A 21,021-nucleotide genomic window follows, 5' to 3' on the forward strand; every position below is an offset into this window, starting at 1 on the left:
AAAAGGCCGTCCTTGCGAACGGCCCTCGATGTCACGAGGCAAAGGTGACGACTGGCAATGCGATCAAAGCGCCGCGCGCGCCGCCTTCGCCGCCGCGCGCACCTGATCCGGCGCGGTGCCGCCTGGGTGATTGCGGCTCGCGACCGATCCCTCGAGCGTCAGATACTCGAACACGTCCTCACCGATCAGATGTGCGACGTTCGGCAGTTCGCGACGCATTTCTTCGAGCGACAGGTCGGCGATATCGCACTCGCGATCCACGCAAATGCGCACGGCATGCGCGACCGCTTCGTGCGCGTCACGGAAGGGCAGGCCGCGCTTCACGAGGTAATCCGCGAGATCGGTGGCGGTCGAGAAGCCTTGCAGTGCCGCCGCGCGCATCGCTTGCGGCTTCACGGTGATGCCGGCCGCCATTTCCGCGAAGATGCGCAGCGTGTCCGCGACCGTATCGACGGTATCGAACAGCGGTTCCTTGTCTTCCTGATTGTCCTTGTTGTACGCGAGCGGCTGGCCTTTCATCAGCGTGAGCAGCGCCATGAGATGGCCGTTCACGCGGCCGGTCTTGCCGCGCGCGAGCTCGGGCACGTCGGGGTTCTTCTTCTGCGGCATGATCGACGAACCCGTGCAGAAGCGGTCCGCCAGATCGATGAAGCCGACGCGCGGGCTCATCCACAGCACGAGTTCTTCGGAGAAGCGCGACACGTGCGTCATGACGAGCGCGGCCGCCGCGGTGAATTCGATCGCGAAATCGCGGTCGGACACGGCATCGAGCGAATTCGTGCAGATGCCGTCGAAGCCGAGCGTCTTCGCGACCGCGTGACGATCGATCGGATAGCTCGTGCCGGCCAGCGCCGCCGCGCCCAGCGGCAGACGGTTCACGCGACGGCGCAGATCGCGCATGCGCTCGGCATCGCGCGAAAACATCTCGACGTAGGCGAGAAGGTGATGACCGAACGTCACCGGCTGCGCCACTTGCAGATGCGTGAAGCCCGGCATGATGGTGTCGGAATGCTTCTCGGCCATGTCGATGAGCGCGAGACGCAAATCCTTGAGCAAGTCGTCGATACGGTCGATTTCGCCGCGCAGCCACAGCCGGATATCCGTTGCGACCTGATCGTTGCGCGAGCGGCCGGTGTGCAGGCGCTTGCCGGCATCGCCGATCAGGGCCGTCAGCCGCGCTTCGATGTTCAGATGCACGTCTTCCAGATCCAGCTTCCACTCGAACTCGCCGCGCTCGATTTCGCCCTTGATCTGCGTCATGCCGCGCTCGATGGCGGCAAGATCCTCGGCGCCGATGATCTTCTGCGCCGCGAGCATCGACGCGTGCGCGAGCGAGCCCTGAATGTCGACGAGCGCAAGTCGATTGTCGAAGAACACCGACGACGTATAGCGCTTGACGAGCTCCGACATCGGCTCGGAGAAGCGAGCCGACCAGGCTTCGCCTTTTTTGTGGAGTTGGGACGTCATGGTGATTTTCTCAGCGGAGGGTTTGGCTTCGATTCGGCTTCAAGAGGTCGAAAATTTTAACATTCGGGACTATTCGGACCCGACGAGAATCACCAGCTTCAGATCCTCCCGGTGAGCCGGCTTGAACGTGATCTGATTGAACACGACAGGCCCGCGCGACGGGTGATTGAACGCGCGCTCGCCACCTTCGCGCTCGAACACGTCCTGCGACGCCCAGAAGCGCGCGAAGGCGTCGCTCGCGGCGCTCAGACTGTCGATGAGCGCGCGGGTCGGCGCATCGTTCAGATGGCGGATCGAATCGGCGCGGAATTCGGCGGCGAGGCGTCGCGCGCGCGTCTCCCAATCGACGATCAGCGCGCGCGCCGCCGGCGACGTGAACGTGTAGGTCAGAAGATTGCGGTCATGGTCGCCGTCCAGCCAGCCGACGAACAGCGCCGACGCATGCTCGTTCCAGCGCAGCGCGTTCCACTGGCGGTCGAGCACATAGGCCGGTGCGCCGATCAGCGCGACCGTCTGCAGCAGCGCGGCGGGCGCGTCCTGGCTGGCGGGATCGGGCTCGGCGGGGTCGCGCTGGGCGGCGAGCTCGAACAGATACGCGCGTTCGGCGCGCGACAACTGCAGCGCGACGGCGATACGCGCAAGTGCATCGGCGGAAGCGGACACCGGACGGCCCTGCTCGATCCAGGTGTACCAGGTCGGGCTCACGCCGCACAATTGCGCGACTTCCTCCCGGCGCAGGCCGGGCGTGCGGCGGCGCGGACCGCCCGCGAGGCCGACTGCCTGCGGCGACAGCCTTTCGCGATGCGCGCGGATAAATTCCCCGAGCGCATGCGCGGGCGTTTCGGCGAGGGGTTCGTTTTTGTCGGTGAGGTTCATTCAAACGTCGACAGGTGGTTTATATACCAGGATACATTCACAACTTGTACTGGTACAAAGCGGGCTCTATTGTAGCGGCAGACCTTCCCCACATCGAACCGGAGAACGCGATGAAACACCACGATCAGGTCGCCGACGCATTCGGCAGCACGGCCGCCGCCTATCTCACGAGCGCCGTCCACGCGAGCGGTGCCGATCTGCAGAGCCTTGCCGCGACTTTCGCGGCCACGTGCGGCAACGCGGTCGTGCTCGACATGGGCTGCGGCGCGGGTCACGCGAGCTTCGCGATCGCGCCGCATGTACGCGAGATCGTCGCGTACGACATCGCGCCGCAGATGCTCGCGACGGTCGAGGCCGCCGCGAAGGAACGCGGTCTGACGACGATCCGGACACAGCAAGGCGCCGCTGAAACGCTGCCGTTCGCCGACGGCACGTTCAACTGGGCCGTGAGCCGCATGAGCGCGCACCACTGGCGGGACGTGCCGGCCGCGTTGAAGGAAGCGCATCGCGTGCTGAAGCCGGGCGGGCGGCTCAGGTTCATCGATATCGCGGGCATCGACGATCCGCTTTACGACACGCACATCCAGGCGATCGAACTCCTGCGCGATGCGTCGCACATCCGCGACTATCGCGCCGACGAATGGATCGCCATGCTCGACGCCGCCGGTTTCGACGCGCAGGTGACGGAGCGCTGGCGCATTCCGCTGGAGTTCGAGTCGTGGGTGACGCGCATGCGCACGCCGGCCGAGCGCGTGACGGCAATCAGATCGATGTGGAAAAGTGCGCCCGATGAAGTGCGCCAGTATTTCGGCGTGAAGGACGATTGCTCGTTCGAGCTGGACGCGATGATGATCGAGGCGAAACGAAGGGATTGAGAAAAACGGCGTCGCGCGGCACCGCACGACGCCGTCCTCAATCAACCCGTATTGCGCAAACCCGCGGCGATCCCGTTGATCGTCAGGTGAATCCCGCGACGCAGGCGCACGTTCTGATCGCCCGCGCGGTGGCGCTTAAGCAGCTCGACCTGCAAGTGGTTGAGCGGATCGAGATACGGGAAGCGGTTCTTGATCGAGCGCGCGAGCAGCGGGTTGTCGGAGAGTCGCTCGCCTTTGCCGGTGATTTCCGCGAGCACGTTCGACGTGCGCTCATGCTCCGCGACGATCTTGTCGAACACGGTCTTGCGCAGCTTTCTGTCGGTGACGAGCTGCGCATAGCGCGACGCAACCGCGAGATCCGTCTTCGCGAGCACCATGTCCATGTTCGACAGCAGGTTCTTGAAGAACGGCCACGTCTTGTGCATCTTGCGAAGCGTGGCGAGGCGCTTCGCGCGTTCGTCGTCGGAGCCGGACTTATCGAGATACGCCGTCACCGCGCTGCCGAAGCCGTACCAGCCCGTCAGCAGCAAACGGCACTGACCCCATGAAAAGCCCCACGGAATCGCGCGCAGATCCTCGATCTTGCGCTGCTTCGGATCCTGCAGCTTGCGCGACGCCGGCCGGCTGCCGATGTTCAGCTCCGCGATTTCCGAGATCGGCGTCGAGAGGAAGAAGTAGTCGGTGAAGCCGGGCGTCTCGTAGACGAGCGCGCGGTACGCGGCCATCGCCGAATCGGAGAGCGTTTGCATCGTCGCTTCGAATTGCGGCAACTGCGCGGGCGCGTTCTCGTGCGGCAGCAGCGATGCTTCGAGCGTCGCGGCGACGACCGTCTCCAGATTGCGCCGCCCGATTTCCGCGTTGGCGAACTTGCTCGCGATCACTTCGCCTTGCTCGGTCAGGCGGATTTGTCCGTCGACGGTGCCGGGCGGCTGCGACAGGATCGCCTGATAGGTCGGGCCGCCGCCGCGCCCGACCGTGCCGCCGCGGCCGTGGAACAGACGCAGGGTCGTGCCGCGTTCCTTGAAGAGCGTGACCAGCGCCAGTTCCGCGCGATACAGCTCCCAGTTCGACGTGAGGAAGCCGCCGTCCTTGTTGCTGTCGGAATACCCGAGCATCACTTCCTGCTCGTTGCCCTGATTCTCGATCAGCTTGTCGATGCCCGGCAGCGCGAAGAACTCGCCCATGATGACCGGCGCATTGCGCAAGTCCGCGATGGTCTCGAAGAGCGGAATCACCATCAGGCCGTCGCGCGGGGAGTCGTCCTTGGCGCCGAGGCAGCCTCGCAGCACGCCGGTTTCCTTCTGCAGCAGCATCACTTCCAGCAGGTCGCTGACGGTCTCGGTGTGCGAGATGATGTAGTTGCGCACCGCGCGCGCGCCGAACTTCTGGCGCGTCTCGCGCGCGGTTTCGAGCACGCCGAGTTCGCTCTTCGCGAGATCGGAATATTCGGCGTAAGGCAGACGCAGCGGACGCGGCTGCGCCAGTTCCTTCAGCAGCACCTCGCGCTTCTGCTCCTCGGGGAGCGATGCGTAATCGGCGGCGACGCCCGCGCGCGCGAGCAACTCCGCGACGACCGCCTCGTGGATATCCGAGCTCTGCCGCAAGTCGATGCTCGCGAGATGAAAGCCGAACACTTCCGCGGCGCGCGCGAGCGGCGACAGGCGCAGGATCGACATCGACGCGCCGTGATGCTCCGCGAGCGAGTCGACCAGCACGTGCAGGTCGCGCACGAATTCGGAGGCGTCGGCGTAGGGCTTCGCGCGAATCTGCGGCGCGCCCGGACCCGCGCTGCGCACCGCGACGACGCCTTCGCCGAGCCGCACGCGAGCGCTCGCCGCAAGCCGCGTATAGATGCCGATGAGCGCGCGCCGATACGGCTCGTCCGTGCGATGCGGCGACTGATCCGGCGAGGCATCGGCGAGCGCCTTCAACGCATCGCTCGAACCGGCGAGCAGGTTCGACACGGACAATTCCGCGCCGAGCTTGTGCGTCTCTTCCAGATAGTGTTCGAAGATCACGATCGCCTGACGCGTGATCGCGGTTTCGAGCGTCTCGCCGGTGACGAACGGATTGCCGTCGCGGTCGCCGCCGATCCAGCTTCCCATCTGGAAGAACGGCGGCAGGCGCACGGGCAGGCCGTGCTCGGCGAGTGCGCCTTCGATATCGGCATAGAGCGCGGGAATCTCCGCGAGGAAGGTCGCGCGATAGTAGGACAGCGCGTTGTCGATTTCATCGGTGACGGAGAGCCGCGCGTCGCGCAACATGCGCGTCTGCCACAGCGAGGTCACCCGCGCGCGCAGCACGGCTTCGTTCTGGGCGCGCTCGCGCGCCGTCAGTTCCTGATCGCGCTCCGCGAGCAGTCGCGCGATGTCATGTTGCGCATCGAGAATGCTCTTGCGCGAGACCTCGGTCGGGTGCGCGGTGAGGACCGGCACGATCAGCGCATCGCCGAAGAACTTCTCCAGCAGCTTGCGCGTCGCGCTGATGTTCTTGTGCTCGCGCATGCGCTCGATTGCATAGGCGATCGTGCCCGGCTGCGGGACCGAGCCGGCGAGCGCGTGAATGCGGCGGCGGCGGTTGTGATGCCGGTCTTCCGCGATGTTCGCGAGATGCGAGAAATAGCTGAACGCGCGTACGACGGACACCGTCTGCTCCGGCGACAACGCGCGCAGCTTCTTCTCCAGCGTCTGTGCGGCTTCGCTGTCGTCTTCGCGGCGAAACTTCACGGCCGTCTGACGAATGGCTTCCACCACGTCGAACACGGCGTCGCCTTCCTGCTCGCGCAGCACTTCACCGAGCAGGCGGCCGAGGAAGCGGATGTCCTCGAAGAGCGGGCGGTCCTTGTCGTCGCGCGTGCGGCTCGCGGATTTCGGAGCGGCTGCGCCGTTGGCGCGCGGCGCCTTCGCCCTGGTCGCAACGCGTTTGGCCGCGGCCTTGACGCCTGGCCTCGGTTTCGGCGCGATAGCCGCTTTCGATGCCTTCACGGCCGTGGCGGCCTTCGTGACGATGGGCGACGACGCCGAACGGGGCGCGTCGGAGGAGGAAGACTTGGGCAATGCGGCGTTGCGGCGCGCCGGGCGAGCCGATCCAGAAGACGTCACGTTGGGTTCCTCTCAGAAGCTGCGAAGCCAGGGCACATCGACGCGATACGGCAACCCGGACGGGCGCTGCATCGGGCAGGAAACCGCAGGCCGTGCGAACGGCCGTGCGTCAAACCGGCGACAGCATGCCGCGGCGTTCTGCGGGCGCCCGGGCGTTCATCGCGCGAAGCGGCCTGCGCCGTCGTTCACCCGGATGCAAACGCGCCACGGGCGCCCCGAAAGGCGCATCGGACAAGGCTCTCGCGCGCTGCCCGTGTGTCAGTGGACCTTGGCGTGCGTGCTACCATTGTTCGCTAATGTGTATTCATCCATCCCGTCATTCGATCGAGCATCAATGAATTCCGAGACGCATTCAACGACACCGCCCGCGAGCATCACCATCGCTTCGCGGGAAAGCCGGCTTGCGATGTGGCAGGCCGAGCATGTGCGGTGTGCGCTGCACAAATTATATCCATCTTGTGACATAAAAATCCTCGGAATGACGACGCGCGGCGATCAGATTCTGGATCGCACGTTGTCGAAGGTCGGCGGCAAAGGTCTCTTCGTGAAAGAGCTCGAAGCCGCGCTCGCCGATGGCCGCGCCGATCTCGCCGTGCATTCGCTGAAAGACGTGCCGATGGCATTGCCCGAAGGCTTCGTGCTCGGCGCCATTCTGGAGCGTGAAGATCCGCGCGATGCGTTCGTGTCGCCGCACTATGAATCGCTGGAAGCGTTGCCTGCTGGAAGCATCGTCGGCACGTCGAGCCTGCGCCGCGAAGCGATGATCCGCGCGCGCTTTCCCGAACTCGAAGTCCGTCCGCTGCGCGGCAATCTCGACACGCGTCTTTCCAAGCTCGATCGCGGCGAATATGCGGCGATCATTCTCGCGGCCGCGGGGCTGAAGCGGCTCGCGCTCGAAGCGCGCATCCGCGCGCTGCTCGATCCGTCGGAGAGCTTGCCTGCGGCGGGGCAGGGCGCGCTCGGCATCGAGATTCGCACGGATCGCGCCGATCTCGCCGCGTGGCTCGCGCCTTTGCACGACGAACATACCGCCCTCGCGGTCGAGGCGGAACGCGCGGTGTCGCGTGCGCTCGGCGGCAGTTGCGAAGTGCCGCTCGCGGCGCATGCCGTGTGGCGCGAAGGCTCGCTGCATCTGTGCGGCGCCGTGTCGACGACCGATGGCAAGCGCGTGTTGCGCGCGGAAGAAACCGTGCGTTCGCCCGATCTCGCGGGCGCGCTCGCGCTCGGCAAGCGCGTGTCGTCGGATCTCGAAGCGCAAGGCGCGATGGACATCGTCAACGCGCTCACGACGATGAGCCGTGCCGATGCCCCCAACACCGCGCCTTCGGGGCCCAAGTCCTGATGGCGAGCGAGCGCCGCGCCACCGTCATTGTTACGCGTCCGGGCGGACAGTCGTCCGCGTTGCTCGCGCTGCTCGCGAGCGCCGGCTTCGAGACGCTGGAATTTCCGCTCATCGATATCGCGCCCGTCGCTGACGATGCGCCGCTGCGCGCCGCGCTCGACGAGCTCTTTCTGCCGCCGGGTCTGGCGGATATGCCCGCGCGTTACGCGCTCGTGGTGTTCGTGTCGCCCAATGCGATCGATCATGCGTTCACCCGGCTCGGCGCGCCGTGGCCCGCGGATCTGCCGGTCGCGGTGGTGGGTCCGGGATCGGTCGCGGCGCTCGCGCGGCAGGGCGTGCATGCGCCCGCGCATCGCGTGATCAGTCCGTCGACGGAAGAAGCGGATCCGCGTTTCGACTCGGAAGCGCTCTACACCGCGATCGAAGCGCATTTCGGCACGAACGGTCTCGAAGGCAGGCGCGTGCTGATCGTGCGCGGCGACGGCGGCCGCGAATGGCTCGCCGAGCGGCTGACCGAGGCGGGCGCGCGGGTCGAGAAAGCCGCAGCGTATCGCCGCGTGCTGCCCGAGCCGTCGATGCAGAAGTGGGAGCGCATCCACGAACTGCTCGCGGGAAAACCGCACGCATGGCTGCTGACGAGTTCCGAAGGCGTGCGCAATCTCAACGAACTCGCGCACGAACATCTCACCGCCGACGAAATCGTGCTGCTCAAACGCACGCCGGTCGTCTGCCCTCATCCGCGTATCGCCGAAGCTGCGCGGGGAGCGGGTTTTGATAGGATTACGGTGTCCGGCGCGGGCGACGAACGCATCGCACATTCGCTGGAAGCGCTGTTCCCGCTCGACACCGCCGAAAGAGCCGCGCAGGCGGCGCCACAACGCAACTCACGCGATCCGGAGGCCCACGCATACGCGAGCGCTGCAGCGAGCGCATCGAGCTCGAAGCATTCCTCATCCGCGCCGACGGACGCCCATCCGGCCAACGCGCCGGCCCACCAAACGGCTCAATCACGCATGACTGATTCGAACGATTCCAAGAAAGCCTCACCTCAGCCGAACGTGACACCGCCCTTGCCGCCGAACACGCCTTTCACGCCTTTCGAGCAGCAGAAGCGTCGCGGCGGCGCGGGCATCGTGTTGTTGTGGTTCGTCGTCGTCATTCTGGCGGTGGCGGCGGGCGCGGGCGCGTTCGTCCTGAACCGCAAGTTCGACCGCGCCGACGCGCAACTGTCGCAGCGCCTCGCCCAGTCCGACGACCAGAACGCCGATCTGCGCGCGAAAGCCGATCAGGCCACGAGCGCGACCACCGCGCTCTATACGCAGATCATCCAGTTGCAAGGCAAGCTCAACGATGCGGAAGCGCATAGCCAGGCGCTGCAGCAGCAGTATCAGGATCTCGCCAGCAACCGCGACGACTGGACCGTCGCCGAAGTCGAGCAGATCCTGTCGAGCGCGAGCCAGCAACTGCAATTGACCGGCAACGTGCAACTCGCGCTCTTCGCGCTGCAAAGCGCCGACACGCGCCTTGCCGCGACCACCGGCCCGCAGGTCGTCGCGATCCGTAAAGCGATCGCGCAGGACATCGACAAGCTGAAGGCCACGCCCACCACCGACCTCACCGGCCTCGCGATCAAGCTCGACACGGCGATCGACCAGATCGACCAGTTGCCGCTGTCGGGCGAAGCGCCGATCGCCCGCGCCCGCGCGCAGACGGCCGAACCGGCCAACAGCGCGTCGATCGCCGCGGCGACCGGCGAGCCGCGCTGGAAGGTGCTGTGGCATCAGATCACGAACGGCATCGGCCAGCAGTTGTCGAGCCTCGTGTCGGTGCGCCGCATCGACAATGCCGACGCGATGCTCACGTCGCCCGATCAGGGCTACTTCGTGCGCGAGAACGTGAAGCTGCGTCTCTTGTCCGCGCGTCTGTCGCTCCTGTCGCGCAGCGAGCCGACGCTCAAGTCGGATCTGCATGCCGCCGATGCTGCGCTCGCGCGCTACTTCGATGCATCGTCGAAGAAAGTGCAGGCCGTGCGCGATCTCGTGAAGCAGGTCGATCAGGCGTCGCTCGCCGTCGCCGTGCCGAACCTGAACGCCAGCCTCGCCGCCGTCCATCAGTTCAAGCGAGGCGGATGATGACGATTCGTGGACTCATCTGGCTCGCCCTGCTGTTCGCCGTCGCGGTGATCGTCGCGACGGTTGGCGGCTTCAACGGCGGGCAGATCCTGCTCGTGATGCCGCCGTATCGGATCGACATGTCGCTCAACCTGTTCGCGGTGGCGCTCGTCGTGCTGTTCATCGTGCTCTACGCGATCATCCGTGCGGTGCGCGGCGTGTGGAAGATGCCGTCGCGCGTCGCCGCGTATCGCGCGCGCAGCAAGCTCGCGAAGGCGAATGCGTCGCTGCGCGATGCGATCGGGCACTTGTACGCCGGGCGCTTTTCGAAGGCCGAGAAGGCCGCGCGCGATGCGCTTTCCGTCGATGAAAACAAGGGCGCGGCCGGGCTCATCGGTGCAAACGCGGCGCACCGCCTGCACGAATACGCGCGCCGCGACGAATGGCTCGCGCAGGTCTCCGGCACGGATTGGCAGGACGCGCGCCTCATGGCGACCGCCGACATGCGCGCCGATGGCCGCGACGCCGACGGCGCGCTCGTCGCGCTCACCGAAATGCAGGCGCAGGGCGGACGGCGTATTCACGCGCAGCAGATTGCGCTGCGCGCGCAGCAGCAGTTGAAGAACTGGGGCGAAGTGCTGAAGCTCGTGCGTACGCTGGAAAAACGCGAGGCGCTGCATCCGGCGGTCGCGGTGCGGCTGCGTCAGGTGGCGGCGGAAAACCTGCTGCGCGACCGGCGGCACAATCCCGACGCGCTGCTCGAACTGTGGCAATCGCTTTCGGTGACCGAGCGCCAGTCGCCGCGTCTCGCCGATCTCGCCGCGGAGCTGCTGATCGCGCTGGATCGTCGCGCGGAGGCGAAGAAGATCGTCGAGGATGCGCTCGCGCACAACTGGGACGCGCGGCTCTTGCGGCGTTATCCGGATTGCATCGTTGGCGGCGACGCGTTCCCTTTGATCCAGCGCGCCGAAGCGTGGCAGAAGGAGCGCACCGAAGACGCCGACCTGCTCTTCACGCTCGGACGGCTGTGCCTGCATCAGCAGTTGTGGGGCAAGGCGCAGGCGTTCCTCGAATCGGCACTGAAACTCGCCGACAACGAACCGCTCAAGATCCGCACGCATCGCGCGCTCGCCCGCTTGCATGAGCAGCTCGGCGACACCGAAAAGGCGGCGGAGCATTACCGCGCGAGCGCGCTGGCGATGAACGTCGTCTGATATCGCGCTGTCTGCAGGTATTTAAGGAAGAAGCCGCATGAGCGAGGCGCCCATGCGGCTATTTTTTTAACGCCGCTATTTCCACGGTTTTTGCGTTGTCTGTACGCCAGCGCACGGGCGCCACGCGGACAAGCTGCTGTAGTTTCGTTTTACGAAAATGAAAGATGGCGCCGCGCGTTTCAGACGCTGCTGCCCGTCGACACATGGGAGGCGGCGTGAAACGAGGGCTTCGTACGTTTATCGGGCTTACGCTCGCCGTTTTTCTGTCCTGGCCCGATACCTCGCATTATTTTGCGCAGGGGGTCATCACGACAGCACCGTGGACCGGGACCTGGTCGGCCTCGCCTGACGTCACGGGCGATCCCGGCTTCAACAATCAGACGATTCGCCAGATCGTGCACACGAGTATCGGCGGCACGGCGGCGCGCCTGACCTTCTCCAATGTCTTCGGCGCGAAGCCGGTCACGCTCGGCGACGTGCATATCGCGCGCCGTGAGAGCGGAGCCCGGACGATCGCCGGCACGGATCGCGCCGCGACTTTCAACGGCCAGCCCTACGTCACGATTCCCGCGGGCGGCACGGTTCAGACCGACGCCATCCCATTTCAGGTGCCCGCACTCGCCGATATCGCCGTGAGCTTTCACATTCCGTCGCAAACGCCGCCGGGATCGACCGGCCACATCGAGGGCTTGCAGGACAACTACATCGCGCCGGGCGACGTCAGCGCGGACCCGGCGTTCGCGGGCGGCGTCGTGAACGCGGCGGGCGAGCAGTCGTATTACTTCCTCACCAATGTCGATGTAATGAACGCCGCGGCGACGGGCGCGGTGGTCACGTTCGGTGCCTCGATCACGGACGGCTTGTCATCGACGCCCAACACGAACCGGCGCTGGCCGAACCGGCTCGCCGAGCGGCTGAGTCGCGCGGGCATGACGGTCGGCGTGCTGAATCAGGGCATCAGCGGAAACGACTTTTTCACGGACGGCTCAGGCCAGTCCGGACTCAAGCGCTTCAGCCGCGACGTGCTCGGGCAACCCAACGTGAAGTGGGTGATCGTTTCCGACGACGCGGTGAACAATCTCATCAGCGGCAATCCGCCGAGCGCGCAGCAGATCATCGGCGCCTATCAGCAGCTCGTGCAGCAGACGAGTGCTGCGAGAGTGGGACTGATCTGCTCGACGCTCACGCCCTTTGAAGGCCTGGACGCATGGACGCCGGAGATCGAGAACACGCGCCAGACGGTGAATGCGTATCTGCGCGACAAAAAGAGCGGCTGCGACGCCGTGCTCGATCAGGCCGCAGCGCTGGGCCGCCCGGCGGGCGCGGACACCTCTTCCGCGTTCACGCGCACCTACAACAGCGGTGACGACCTGCATCCGAACGATGCCGGGATGCAGGCGATCGCCAATGCCGTCGATCTGGCCTGGTTCGCCGCGCTGCCGCCGATCAACGCGCCCACCGCGTGCGGCGTTCTTGCGTCGGGCGAAGGTCTCGGCGCGGGCGGATCGCTTACAGCGTGCAGCGGCAGCGTGCAACTGAACTTGCAGAGCGACGGTTACCTCGTCGCCGTCAGGAATGGCGCGACGATCTGGTCATCGCGCGTGAGCGGCACGCCGGGTGTCGAGGTGCGCATGCAGCCGGACGGCAATCTGGCGATGTACGACAGCAATGGCGCGATGGTCTGGCAGACGCACACCTCGGGCAATCCGGGCGCCTATGCGACTATCCTGCCGAACGGATATCTCGTGATCTTTTCGGCGCGCGGCACGGCGCTGTGGTCGAGCGAGGGATGAGAAAGGGCGCGGGCCGCGCGCAATGTGCGGCCCGAAGCGCGGTCAGTACGTGGGAACCGACGGATCGACCTGACGCGACCATGCGTCGATGCCGCCGTACAGGTTGAAAGTCTGCGTGAAGCCGCGCGATTCCAGGAACATCGCGACCTGCGCGCTGCGCGCGCCGTGATGGCAGATGCAGACGATCTGCGCTTCGTCATCGAGCTCTTCGCTGCGCGCAGGGATGTCGCGCATCGGAATCGCCACGATGTTGTCCATCTTCGCCGTCTGGATTTCCCACGGCTCGCGCACGTCGAGCAGAACGGGGGCGGGGCGTGAGGCATCCGCGAGCCACGCGGCGAGTTCGGGTGCGGTGAGGTTTTGCATTGAGATCCTGGCAAGACGCGCGACGCCGGCCACAACCGGCACCGCGCTTTCGGCTTAGAACTTGAAGTGCGACGGATGCACCGCGTTCTTCAGCGGCGCGACAAGCGTTTCGAACACGTCCGACACGCGGAACTGCTTTTCATCCACGCGCGTGATGATCTGCGCCTTCATGACCGGCGCCGCGCCGACGAACGCCGCGATGCGCCCGCCGATCTTCAGTTGCTCGAGGAATTCCTGCGGCATGACGGGCAGCCCGCCCGACACGCAGATCACGTCGTAAGGCGCGCCCCGATCCCAGCCGAGTGCGCCGTCGCCGGTGATCACTTCCACGTTCGTCACGCCGTTCGCAGCGAGGTTCTGCTTCGCGAAATCGGCGAGTTCGGGCGAGATCTCGACTGTCGTCACGTTGCGGCCGCGATGCGCGAGCAGCGCCGCCATGTAGCCCGAGCCGGCGCCGATTTCCAGCACGGTTTCGCCCTTGTGGACTGCCAGTTCCTGCAGGACGCGCGCTTCGACCTTCGGCGAGAGCATGCGCTCGCCGCCCGGCAGCGGAATTTCGAGGTCCGCGAAAGCGATGTTGCGGTACGCGGCGGGAACGAAGTTCTCGCGCTTGACGATCGCGAGCAGGTTCAGCACGTCCTGGTCCAGCACTTCCCACGGACGAATCTGTTGCTCGATCATGTTGAAACGCGCTTGCTCGATGTTCATGTTCTGTGTGCGTGATGGCGACCGGAGCGGGCTGCATCGCGGCCGGATGCGGGGCTAGAAAACTACGCGATTGTAGCAAATGGACGGTTTTTCCCGCCTGTTTCGCGCGCGGCGGCGCCGCGCGCTTGCGGCTAGTGCGGCAGGCGGATATCGAACTTGAAGGTGATGAGCCGCGCGATCAGGATGAACGCCGTCGAAATCAGCACGTTGTAGATCGTGTCGACATCGAGCCGCTCGAGCCCGAGATAGATCCAGCAGCCGGCGAAGGCGCACACCGCGTAGGGGCGCGAGTCGCGCAGGATCAGCGGAATCTCGTTGCAGAGCACGTCGCGAAGGACGCCGCCGAACACGCCGGTGACGACGCCCATCATCGTGGCGGTGAAGGCGGGCATCTGCGCATCGAGCGCGATCGAGGTGCCGGACACGCTGAAAAGCCCGAGCCCGATCGCATCGGTGATGAGCAGCGCACGCTGGTCGAAGAGCCGCGATGTGACGCGCAGGAAGATGGGCGCGAAAATCGCCATCGCGAAGATGAGGAGCACGTAGTCCTGATGCTCCACCCAGTAGAACGGTCGACGCGAAAGCAGCACGTCGCGCACCGTGCCGCCGCCGAACGCGGTGACGAGCGCGACGAGAAACGCGCCGACTGCGTCGAGCCGGCGCTTGCGCGCTTCGATGAGCCCGGAGAACGCGTACGCGAAAATCGCGAGCGCCTCCATGACGGTGATGGCGAGGGTGAGTCTAGGATGCACTGTCCGGCCCCGGATCGCGGTTCTTGCCGAGGCTCTTGTCCTGCGGATGATCGTGATGACGCGGCGCGCGGCCCGGCTGCAGAAGCACGAGCACCGCGCCCGCGCCGCCGTCGTGCGGCCGCGCCTGACAGAAGGCGATCACTTCCGACTTCTGCACGAGCCACGCGCGCACCTTGCCCTTCAGCACCGGCTCCTTGCCGATGGAGCCGAGTCCCTTGCCGTGAATCACCCGCAGACACCGCAGCCCGCGCTTGACCGATTCGCGGATGAACTCCGCGAGCGCCTCGCGCGCTTCTTCTCGGCGCATGCCATGCAGATCGAGCTGCGCCTGCACGATCCATGCGCCGCGCCTGAGCTTCCTCACGACTTCCTGGCTGATGCCGGGCCGCAGGAAGGACAGCGTTTCGTCGATGTCGAGCAGGCTTTCGGGATCGTATTCGTCGGAGAGTGCTTCCTGCAGCACGGCTTCTTCGTCGCGGCGGCTTTGCAGCGCGACGGGCGGAGGCGGCAGTCGCGTGACGGTCGTGCGCGGCGGCGTCCTGAGCGGTTCGACTTCGCCGATCGCGCGGCGAAATTCGTCCGCATCGGCGACGGCTTCGCGTTCGGCGCGCGCCGCCGCGACGCGCTGGACTTCGCGCTTCTCGGCATCGGCTTTCAGCGCGCGCTTGAGCGTCGACAGACCCGATAGTCCGTCGCGTTTCACGGCGGCGGCGACGTCGCGCGCATCGACCGGCCTGGTTTCAGCGGACGTGGCGGGGCGCGGCGCTTCCTTGCGCCGGACTTTCGGTTCGTTCGGGTGAGGGAGATTCTTCGGCATCGTTCAGCCAGCGGAAATCGACAGGAATCAGGCTCGACGCGATGCGCGCCGCGTGAATCACCGCATGCCGCGCGTCGAATCGAAAACGGGCCGGCGGCTTGAACCGTGGCCCGTTGTCGTTGCATGCCGGCGCGACTCGGCATCATGGGGCGCGCCGGAAGCGGGCGAATTCCATTCTAACGGCTCGCCGCGCCTTGCCGCGCCTGATCGGCGTCCGATCAGCGATCCGCTTCGTGGCTCATCGAATGCGGCGTCGGCGTTTCGTCGATGGTCTCGAGGTAACGCTGCGCATCGAGGGCGGCCATGCAGCCCGTGCCCGCGCTCGTGATCGCCTGGCGATAGACGTGATCCTGCACGTCGCCCGCCGCGAACACGCCGGGGATGCTCGTCGCGGTGGCGTCGCCGGTGGTGCCGCCCTTCGTGATGATGTAGCCGTTCTTCATCTCGAGCTGGTTGACGAAGAGATCGGTATTCGGCTTGTGGCCGATCGCGACGAACACGCCTTGCAGCGCGATGTCCGTGGTCTTGCCGCTCTGCGTATCCTTGACGCGCAGGCCCGTGACGCCGGAAGCATCGCCGGTGACTTCGTCGAGCACGTGGTTCCACTTGATATCGACGATGCCTTCCTTTTCCTTCGCGAGCAGCCGGTCGATGAGGATAGGCTCGGCGCGGAACTTGTCGCGGCGATGCACGACCGTCACCTTCTTCGCAATGCCCGCGAGATAGATCGCTTCCTCGACGGCCGTATTGCCGCCGCCGATCACTGCGACTTCGCCGTTGCGATAGAAGAAGCCGTCGCAGGTCGCGCAAGCCGACACGCCCTTGCCCATGAACGCTTCTTCCGACGGCACGCCGAGATATTGCGCCGACGCGCCCGTCGCGATGATGAGCGAATCGCAGGTGTACTCGCCGGAATCGCCGATCAGACGGAAGGGGCGCTCGTTGAGCTTCGCGGTGTGGATGTGATCGAACACGATCTCGGTGTTGAAGCGGCGCGCATGCTCTTCGAAACGCTGCATCAACTCCGGGCCCTGCACACCCGACGGGTCCGCCGGCCAGTTCTCGACATCCGTGGTGGTCATCAGCTGGCCGCCTTGCGCAAGGCCTGTGACGAGCAGCGGCGACAGGTTCGCGCGCGCGGCGTACACGGCGGCGGAGTAGCCGGCGGGGCCGGAACCGAGAATCAGCACTTTGGCGTGTTTGGGCGAAGACATGATGATGGTCCGTTTTTGATGGTCAGCTCGGAGGTGCGCGCGGGCATGTCACGCCGATCGCCTGCAATGCAGCAATATCGACGCGGCTCGTGGCCGCAGAACGCGCCGCGACGCACCCGATGTACCGAATTTAGGTGCAAAAAGGGGATTATAAAGGCCGCTGGAAAAGCCTTCCGAGTGAACCTTTCAATCGGTTTGATAGGCGCGGCGGGCAGAAACGGCCGCATGACGTGCGCGTGACGAGTGTTACAGGTTGCAAGAAGGCGCCCGTTTTGCGCCTTTCACCGCAATGCAGCGTTTACAATAGGCCACCGTTCCAGGCGGCCCTTGCGCCAAGGCGCGAGCCGCAAGCAAGCGACACACAGCGACACCGAATCAATGGCCAAAGCTACCTATTCCGCGAGCCCGCAGGCGTTGCCGCACCGCATGTCACGGCTCTTCACCGAAATTCGCTGGATCCTCCAGGTCGCGCTCGGACTGTTCCTCGTGATGGCGCTCCTTTCGTACAGCCGCAAGGATCCGAGCTGGACTCACGCGGTGAGCGTCGATCACATCGGGAACTGGGCGGGGCGCGTCGGCGCCTACACGTCCGATATCCTGCTGCTCGTCTTCGGGCTGTCTTCCTACTGGCTGGTCGTGCTGCTCGCGCGGCGCATCGTCGCGAATTACAGGCGCATCACGCAGCCGCCCGTTGTCGATGAAGACGCGCCGCGCGACCGCACCTGGCTTGCGGAAGCGTTCGCATTCGTGCTCGTGCTCATCGCGAGCGACGGCATCGAGGCCCTGCGTATGTGGTCGCTCAAGGTGCAGTTGCCGCGCGCACCGGGCGGCGTGGTCGGCGATCTCGTCGCGCGGCATGTTTCGCATGCGCTCGGCTTCACGGGCGCGACACTGTTCCTTCTGATCGCGCTCGCGATCGGCTTGTCGCTCTATTTCCGTTTCTCGTGGCTGTCCGTATGCGAGAAGCTCGGCGACGGCATTCTCAACGCGATCACCGGCGCGCAACTGCGCCGCGAGGCTGGACGCGACCGCAAGCTCGGCGAAGCGGCCGCGTCGAAGCGCGAAGGCAAGGTCGTGCGCTCGCGAGAGAAGAGCGAGGATCACGAACCCGTGGTGATCGTGCCCGCCGCGCCCACGCCCGCGCGCTCCGAACGCGCCGAGAAGGAAAAGCAGGTGCCGCTCTTCAAGGACCTGCCGGGCGATTCCACATTGCCGCCGCTCGCCTTGCTCGATCCGCCGCCCAAGACGCAGGAAACCATCGCCGCCGATACGCTCGAATACACGTCGCGGCTCATCGAAAAGAAGCTGAAGGACTTCGGCGTCGAGGTGAGTGTGATTGCCGCGTATCCGGGGCCGGTCGTCACGCGCTATGAAATCGAGCCGGCGACGGGCGTGAAGGGCAGCCAGATCGTCGGTCTCGCGAAGGATCTGGCGCGCTCGCTGTCGCTCGTGTCGATTCGCGTCGTCGAGACGATCCCGGGCAAGAACTACATGGCCCTCGAACTGCCGAACCAGCGCCGTCAGACGGTCAAGCTCTCCGAGATTCTCGGCTCCGAGGTCTATGCGAACGGCGCGTCGCCGCTGACGATGGGTCTCGGCAAGGACATCGGCGGCAATCCGGTCTGCGCCGATCTCGCGAAGATGCCGCACTTGCTCGTCGCCGGCACGACGGGCTCGGGCAAGTCGGTCGGCATCAACGCGATGATCCTCTCGCTGCTCTACAAGGCGAGCGCGGATCAGGTGCGCCTGATTCTCATCGATCCGAAGATGCTCGAGATGAGCGTCTACGAAGGCATTCCTCATTTGCTGTGTCCGGTCGTAACCGACATGCGGCAGGCGGGCCACGCGCTCAACTGGGCGGTCGCGGAGATGGAGCGCCGCTACAAGCTGATGAGCAAGATGGGCGTGCGCAATCTCGCGAGCTTCAACACGAAGATCGACGAAGCGAAGAAGCGCGACGAAAAGATTCCGAATCCGTTCAGCCTCACACCCGACGAGCCCGAGCCGCTCACGCGCCTGCCGAACATCGTCGTCGTGATCGACGAACTCGCCGACCTGATGATGGTCGTCGGCAAGAAGGTCGAAGAGCTGATCGCGCGCATCGCGCAGAAAGCGCGCGCGGCGGGCATCCACCTGATCCTCGCGACGCAGCGTCCGTCGGTGGACGTGATCACCGGCCTCATCAAGGCGAACGTGCCGACGCGCATGGCGTTCCAGGTGTCGTCGAAAATCGATTCACGCACGATTCTCGATCAGCAAGGCGCCGAGTCGCTGCTCGGCATGGGCGACATGCTCTATCTGCCGCCGGGCTCGGGCTTGCCGGTGCGCGTGCATGGCGCATTCGTGTCGGACGAGGAAGTGCATCGCGTGGTCGACAAGTTGAAGGAGCACGGCGAGCCGAACTATATCGAGGGCATTCTCGAAGGCGGGCTCGCGGGCGATGGCGACGAAGGCTCGGCGGGCGCGGGCGGAACCGGCGGTGCCGATGGCGAGTCGGACCCTTTGTACGATCAGGCGGTCGAGGTCGTCATCAAGAACCGGCGCGCGTCGATCTCGCTCGTGCAGCGGCATTTGCGCATCGGCTACAACCGCGCGGCGCGTCTGCTCGAACAGATGGAGAACTCGGGACTCGTGTCGGCGATGTCGTCGAACGGCAACCGCGAAATCCTGACGCCGGCCCGCGACGCGGAGTGACGTGCGCGTCCAATTGGAGAACATAACGATGAAACAATTTACGGGGAATTCGCTCGCCAGGGCGTTCGGTGCGGCGATGTTTTCGGCGTCGATGCTCTTCGCATCGCACGCATTCGCGAGCGGCACGGAGCAGCTGAAGGCATTCGTGTCGCAAGTCCGCGCGGCGCGCGGCGACTTCACGCAGCAGGAAATCAAGGCGCCCGGCAAGACCAACAATGGCGCGACCTCGAACGCGATGCCGACCAAGGGCGCGACCTCCAGCGGAACCTTCATGTTCGCGCGGCCGGGCAAGTTCATCTGGTCGTATCAGAAGCCGTACTCGCAGATCCTCCAGGCCGACGGCGACAAGCTCTACGTCTACGACAAGGACCTGAACCAGGTCACCGTGCGCACGCTCGGCGGCGCGCTCGGCGCGAGTCCGGCGGCGATCCTCTTCGGCAGCAACGATCTGGAAAAGAACTTCAACCTGCGCGATGCCGGAGAGAAGGGCGGCATCGACTGGCTGGAGCTCACGCCGAAGGCGAAGGACACGCAATTCGAGACGGTCGGCATCGGCTTCAAGGACGGCAATCTGCAGGCGATGGAACTGCACGACGTGTTCGGCAACGTCACGCTGCTCACGTTCTCGAACATCCAGAAGAATCCGCCGATCAAGAGCGATACCTTCAAGTTCACCGTGCCGAAGGGCGCGGACGTGATCAACGGCTGATCCAGAAAGGGCGCGACGAACGCGCTCTTTTTCATTCGATGGCCGCGTGCGCCGCGGCCATGTCCTCGAGAAATGCTTCCACGATCTCGCGCTTCGCGCCCCGCGCGCCGCTGAGGCGTTCCGCGCGCGTGACCATCTGGAACGCGACGCGATAGCGCATCGCGTGCGGATTCAGCGGCGCGAGGACGCCGTCTTTCACATACGGCGCGGCGAAATGCTCGGGCAGATAACCGAGATGCCGGCCCGATAGCACGAGCATCGCGACGGCCTCCATGTTGTCCGCGACCGCGCCGATATTGCGCGGCGTGAGCTCGCCGGCTTCGGGCAGCGGATAGCTGCGCCATGCCCAGTCGTGCTCGAATGCCTGCGCAAGGCCGACGCCGCCCGCCTGCGCGAACAGCGGATGCCCGCGTCCGCAGTATGCAAGCTGATCCTCCGCGAAGATCTCGGTGTACTCGAGCGACGGCACGCGATGCCAGAAGTAGCCGATCGCCACCTGGATACGCTCGGCCAGCAGCATCTCCTCCAGCTCGCCCGGCGAGCGCACCAGCACCGCGAAGCGCACGGATTCGTCGCGCTGCCGGAACCGCGCGATCGCCTGACTGACGCGCGCATTTGCGCTGACGGGCGTGTTGCCGATCATGCCGAGCGTGAGCGTACCGACGAGCTTCTTGCCGACGTTGCGCGCGGTCGAATCGAACGTGTCGATGGCGGCGAGCAGCGTCCGGCACGCCTCGACGAACCGTTCGCCGCGCGAGGTCAGCGCGAAGCCGCCGCGCCCGCGCTCGCAGAGCCGGTAGCCGAGCCGCGTTTCGAGCGTCGCGAGCTGCGTGCTGATGGTCGATTGCCCGACGTTGAGCGTCGCCTGCGCCGACGAGACGCCGCCCGCATCGGCGATGGCGAGGAACACGCGGATGAGGCGCAGATCGAGATCGGAAAGGTGAGTGAACATGGGCGCCGCCGGATACATCGATAATTATCG

16 protein-coding genes are annotated in these 21,021 nt (G+C 65.6%); 7 read left to right on the top strand and 9 right to left on the bottom strand.

Going from position 1 to position 21,021, the window contains the following annotated elements; genetic code table 11:
* Positions 1-63 precede the first annotated feature (63 nt).
* Positions 64-1,467, bottom strand: a complete 1,404-nt coding sequence (gene argH / locus NCT32_RS03250; protein WP_061118820.1) for an argininosuccinate lyase — start codon at positions 1,465-1,467, stop codon at positions 64-66.
* Positions 1,468-1,536: 69 nt separating this feature from the next.
* On the bottom strand, positions 1,537-2,343 hold the full coding sequence (locus NCT32_RS03255) for a helix-turn-helix transcriptional regulator (protein ID WP_061118821.1): 807 nt from the start codon (positions 2,341-2,343) through the stop codon (positions 1,537-1,539).
* Positions 2,344-2,453: 110 nt separating this feature from the next.
* On the opposite strand from NCT32_RS03255, the gene NCT32_RS03260 reads away from it, so the two are divergent.
* The gene (locus NCT32_RS03260; protein ID WP_061118822.1) at positions 2,454-3,218 is read left to right on the top strand and encodes a class I SAM-dependent methyltransferase; all 765 of its coding nucleotides are present in this window, start codon (positions 2,454-2,456) and stop codon (positions 3,216-3,218) included.
* Positions 3,219-3,259: 41 nt separating this feature from the next.
* Here the strand turns inward: NCT32_RS03260 and ppc are convergent, their stop codons facing one another.
* Complete coding sequence (gene ppc, locus NCT32_RS03265; RefSeq protein WP_061118823.1) at positions 3,260-6,319, bottom strand: phosphoenolpyruvate carboxylase; 3,060 nt, start codon at positions 6,317-6,319, stop codon at positions 3,260-3,262.
* A 334-nt stretch (positions 6,320-6,653) separates the two neighbouring features.
* On the opposite strand from ppc, the gene hemC reads away from it, so the two are divergent.
* The 4 genes from hemC to NCT32_RS03285 all read left to right on the top strand — a co-directional run bounded on the left by hemC (position 6,654) and on the right by NCT32_RS03285 (position 12,779).
* On the top strand, positions 6,654-7,661 hold the full coding sequence (gene hemC / locus NCT32_RS03270; RefSeq protein WP_250489883.1) for a hydroxymethylbilane synthase: 1,008 nt from the start codon (positions 6,654-6,656) through the stop codon (positions 7,659-7,661).
* Positions 7,661-9,793 (top strand): fused uroporphyrinogen-III synthase HemD/membrane protein HemX, encoded by a 2,133-nt coding sequence (hemDX, locus tag NCT32_RS03275; protein ID WP_250489884.1) that lies wholly within the window; start codon positions 7,661-7,663, stop codon positions 9,791-9,793. Before hemC ends, hemDX begins: the two co-directional genes overlap by 1 nt.
* On the top strand, positions 9,793-10,986 hold the full coding sequence (locus NCT32_RS03280; protein ID WP_250476447.1) for a heme biosynthesis protein HemY: 1,194 nt from the start codon (positions 9,793-9,795) through the stop codon (positions 10,984-10,986). Before hemDX ends, NCT32_RS03280 begins: the two co-directional genes overlap by 1 nt.
* A gap of 215 nt (positions 10,987-11,201) precedes the next feature.
* On the top strand, positions 11,202-12,779 hold the full coding sequence (locus NCT32_RS03285) for a GDSL-type esterase/lipase family protein (RefSeq protein WP_250476419.1): 1,578 nt from the start codon (positions 11,202-11,204) through the stop codon (positions 12,777-12,779).
* A 42-nt stretch (positions 12,780-12,821) separates the two neighbouring features.
* Here NCT32_RS03285 and NCT32_RS03290 read toward each other — a convergent pair whose 3' ends face one another.
* The 5 genes from NCT32_RS03290 to trxB form a co-directional block, all read right to left on the bottom strand.
* Positions 12,822-13,145: a rhodanese-like domain-containing protein gene (locus NCT32_RS03290; protein ID WP_061118910.1), complete on the bottom strand. Its 324-nt coding sequence runs from the start codon at positions 13,143-13,145 to the stop codon at positions 12,822-12,824.
* Between the two features lie 54 nt (positions 13,146-13,199).
* Entirely contained in the window at positions 13,200-13,853 is a 654-nt protein-coding gene (locus tag NCT32_RS03295; protein ID WP_061118828.1) for a protein-L-isoaspartate O-methyltransferase, read from the bottom strand.
* 131 nt (positions 13,854-13,984) lie between these two features.
* Positions 13,985-14,572 (bottom strand): trimeric intracellular cation channel family protein, encoded by a 588-nt coding sequence (locus NCT32_RS03300; RefSeq protein ID WP_250476448.1) that lies wholly within the window; start codon positions 14,570-14,572, stop codon positions 13,985-13,987.
* 22 nt (positions 14,573-14,594) lie between these two features.
* Positions 14,595-15,422: a Smr/MutS family protein gene (locus tag NCT32_RS03305; protein WP_061118830.1), complete on the bottom strand. Its 828-nt coding sequence runs from the start codon at positions 15,420-15,422 to the stop codon at positions 14,595-14,597.
* Positions 15,423-15,640: 218 nt separating this feature from the next.
* The gene (gene trxB / locus NCT32_RS03310; protein WP_284502126.1) at positions 15,641-16,636 is read right to left on the bottom strand and encodes a thioredoxin-disulfide reductase; all 996 of its coding nucleotides are present in this window, start codon (positions 16,634-16,636) and stop codon (positions 15,641-15,643) included.
* Between the two features lie 378 nt (positions 16,637-17,014).
* On the opposite strand from trxB, the gene NCT32_RS03315 reads away from it, so the two are divergent.
* Entirely contained in the window at positions 17,015-19,330 is a 2,316-nt protein-coding gene (locus NCT32_RS03315; RefSeq protein WP_061118911.1) for a DNA translocase FtsK, read from the top strand.
* A gap of 28 nt (positions 19,331-19,358) precedes the next feature.
* Positions 19,359-20,039, top strand: a complete 681-nt coding sequence (gene lolA, locus NCT32_RS03320; protein ID WP_061118832.1) for an outer membrane lipoprotein chaperone LolA — start codon at positions 19,359-19,361, stop codon at positions 20,037-20,039.
* Positions 20,040-20,070: 31 nt separating this feature from the next.
* Here lolA and NCT32_RS03325 read toward each other — a convergent pair whose 3' ends face one another.
* Positions 20,071-20,991, bottom strand: a complete 921-nt coding sequence (locus NCT32_RS03325; RefSeq protein ID WP_061118912.1) for a LysR family transcriptional regulator — start codon at positions 20,989-20,991, stop codon at positions 20,071-20,073.
* Positions 20,992-21,021: the final 30 nt, after the last annotated feature.

The sequence above is a fragment of the Caballeronia sp. INML2 genome, from assembly GCF_023631365.1.
Classification (GTDB): Bacteria; Pseudomonadota; Gammaproteobacteria; order Burkholderiales; family Burkholderiaceae; genus Caballeronia; species Caballeronia turbans.

Coding starts and splice junctions, on each gene's coding strand:
- hemC (WP_250489883.1), top strand. CDS start 6,654: ATGAATTCCGAGACGCATTCAACGACACCGCCCGCGAGCATCACCATC.
- NCT32_RS03255 (WP_061118821.1), bottom strand. CDS start 2,343: ATGAACCTCACCGACAAAAACGAACCCCTCGCCGAAACGCCCGCGCAT.
- hemDX (WP_250489884.1), top strand. CDS start 7,661: ATGGCGAGCGAGCGCCGCGCCACCGTCATTGTTACGCGTCCGGGCGGA.
- NCT32_RS03315 (WP_061118911.1), top strand. CDS start 17,015: ATGGCCAAAGCTACCTATTCCGCGAGCCCGCAGGCGTTGCCGCACCGC.
- argH (WP_061118820.1), bottom strand. CDS start 1,467: ATGACGTCCCAACTCCACAAAAAAGGCGAAGCCTGGTCGGCTCGCTTC.
- lolA (WP_061118832.1), top strand. CDS start 19,359: ATGAAACAATTTACGGGGAATTCGCTCGCCAGGGCGTTCGGTGCGGCG.
- NCT32_RS03295 (WP_061118828.1), bottom strand. CDS start 13,853: ATGAACATCGAGCAAGCGCGTTTCAACATGATCGAGCAACAGATTCGT.
- NCT32_RS03300 (WP_250476448.1), bottom strand. CDS start 14,572: ATGGAGGCGCTCGCGATTTTCGCGTACGCGTTCTCCGGGCTCATCGAA.
- NCT32_RS03280 (WP_250476447.1), top strand. CDS start 9,793: ATGACGATTCGTGGACTCATCTGGCTCGCCCTGCTGTTCGCCGTCGCG.
- NCT32_RS03260 (WP_061118822.1), top strand. CDS start 2,454: ATGAAACACCACGATCAGGTCGCCGACGCATTCGGCAGCACGGCCGCC.
- trxB (WP_284502126.1), bottom strand. CDS start 16,636: ATGTCTTCGCCCAAACACGCCAAAGTGCTGATTCTCGGTTCCGGCCCC.
- NCT32_RS03290 (WP_061118910.1), bottom strand. CDS start 13,145: ATGCAAAACCTCACCGCACCCGAACTCGCCGCGTGGCTCGCGGATGCC.
- NCT32_RS03325 (WP_061118912.1), bottom strand. CDS start 20,991: ATGTTCACTCACCTTTCCGATCTCGATCTGCGCCTCATCCGCGTGTTC.
- NCT32_RS03305 (WP_061118830.1), bottom strand. CDS start 15,422: ATGCCGAAGAATCTCCCTCACCCGAACGAACCGAAAGTCCGGCGCAAG.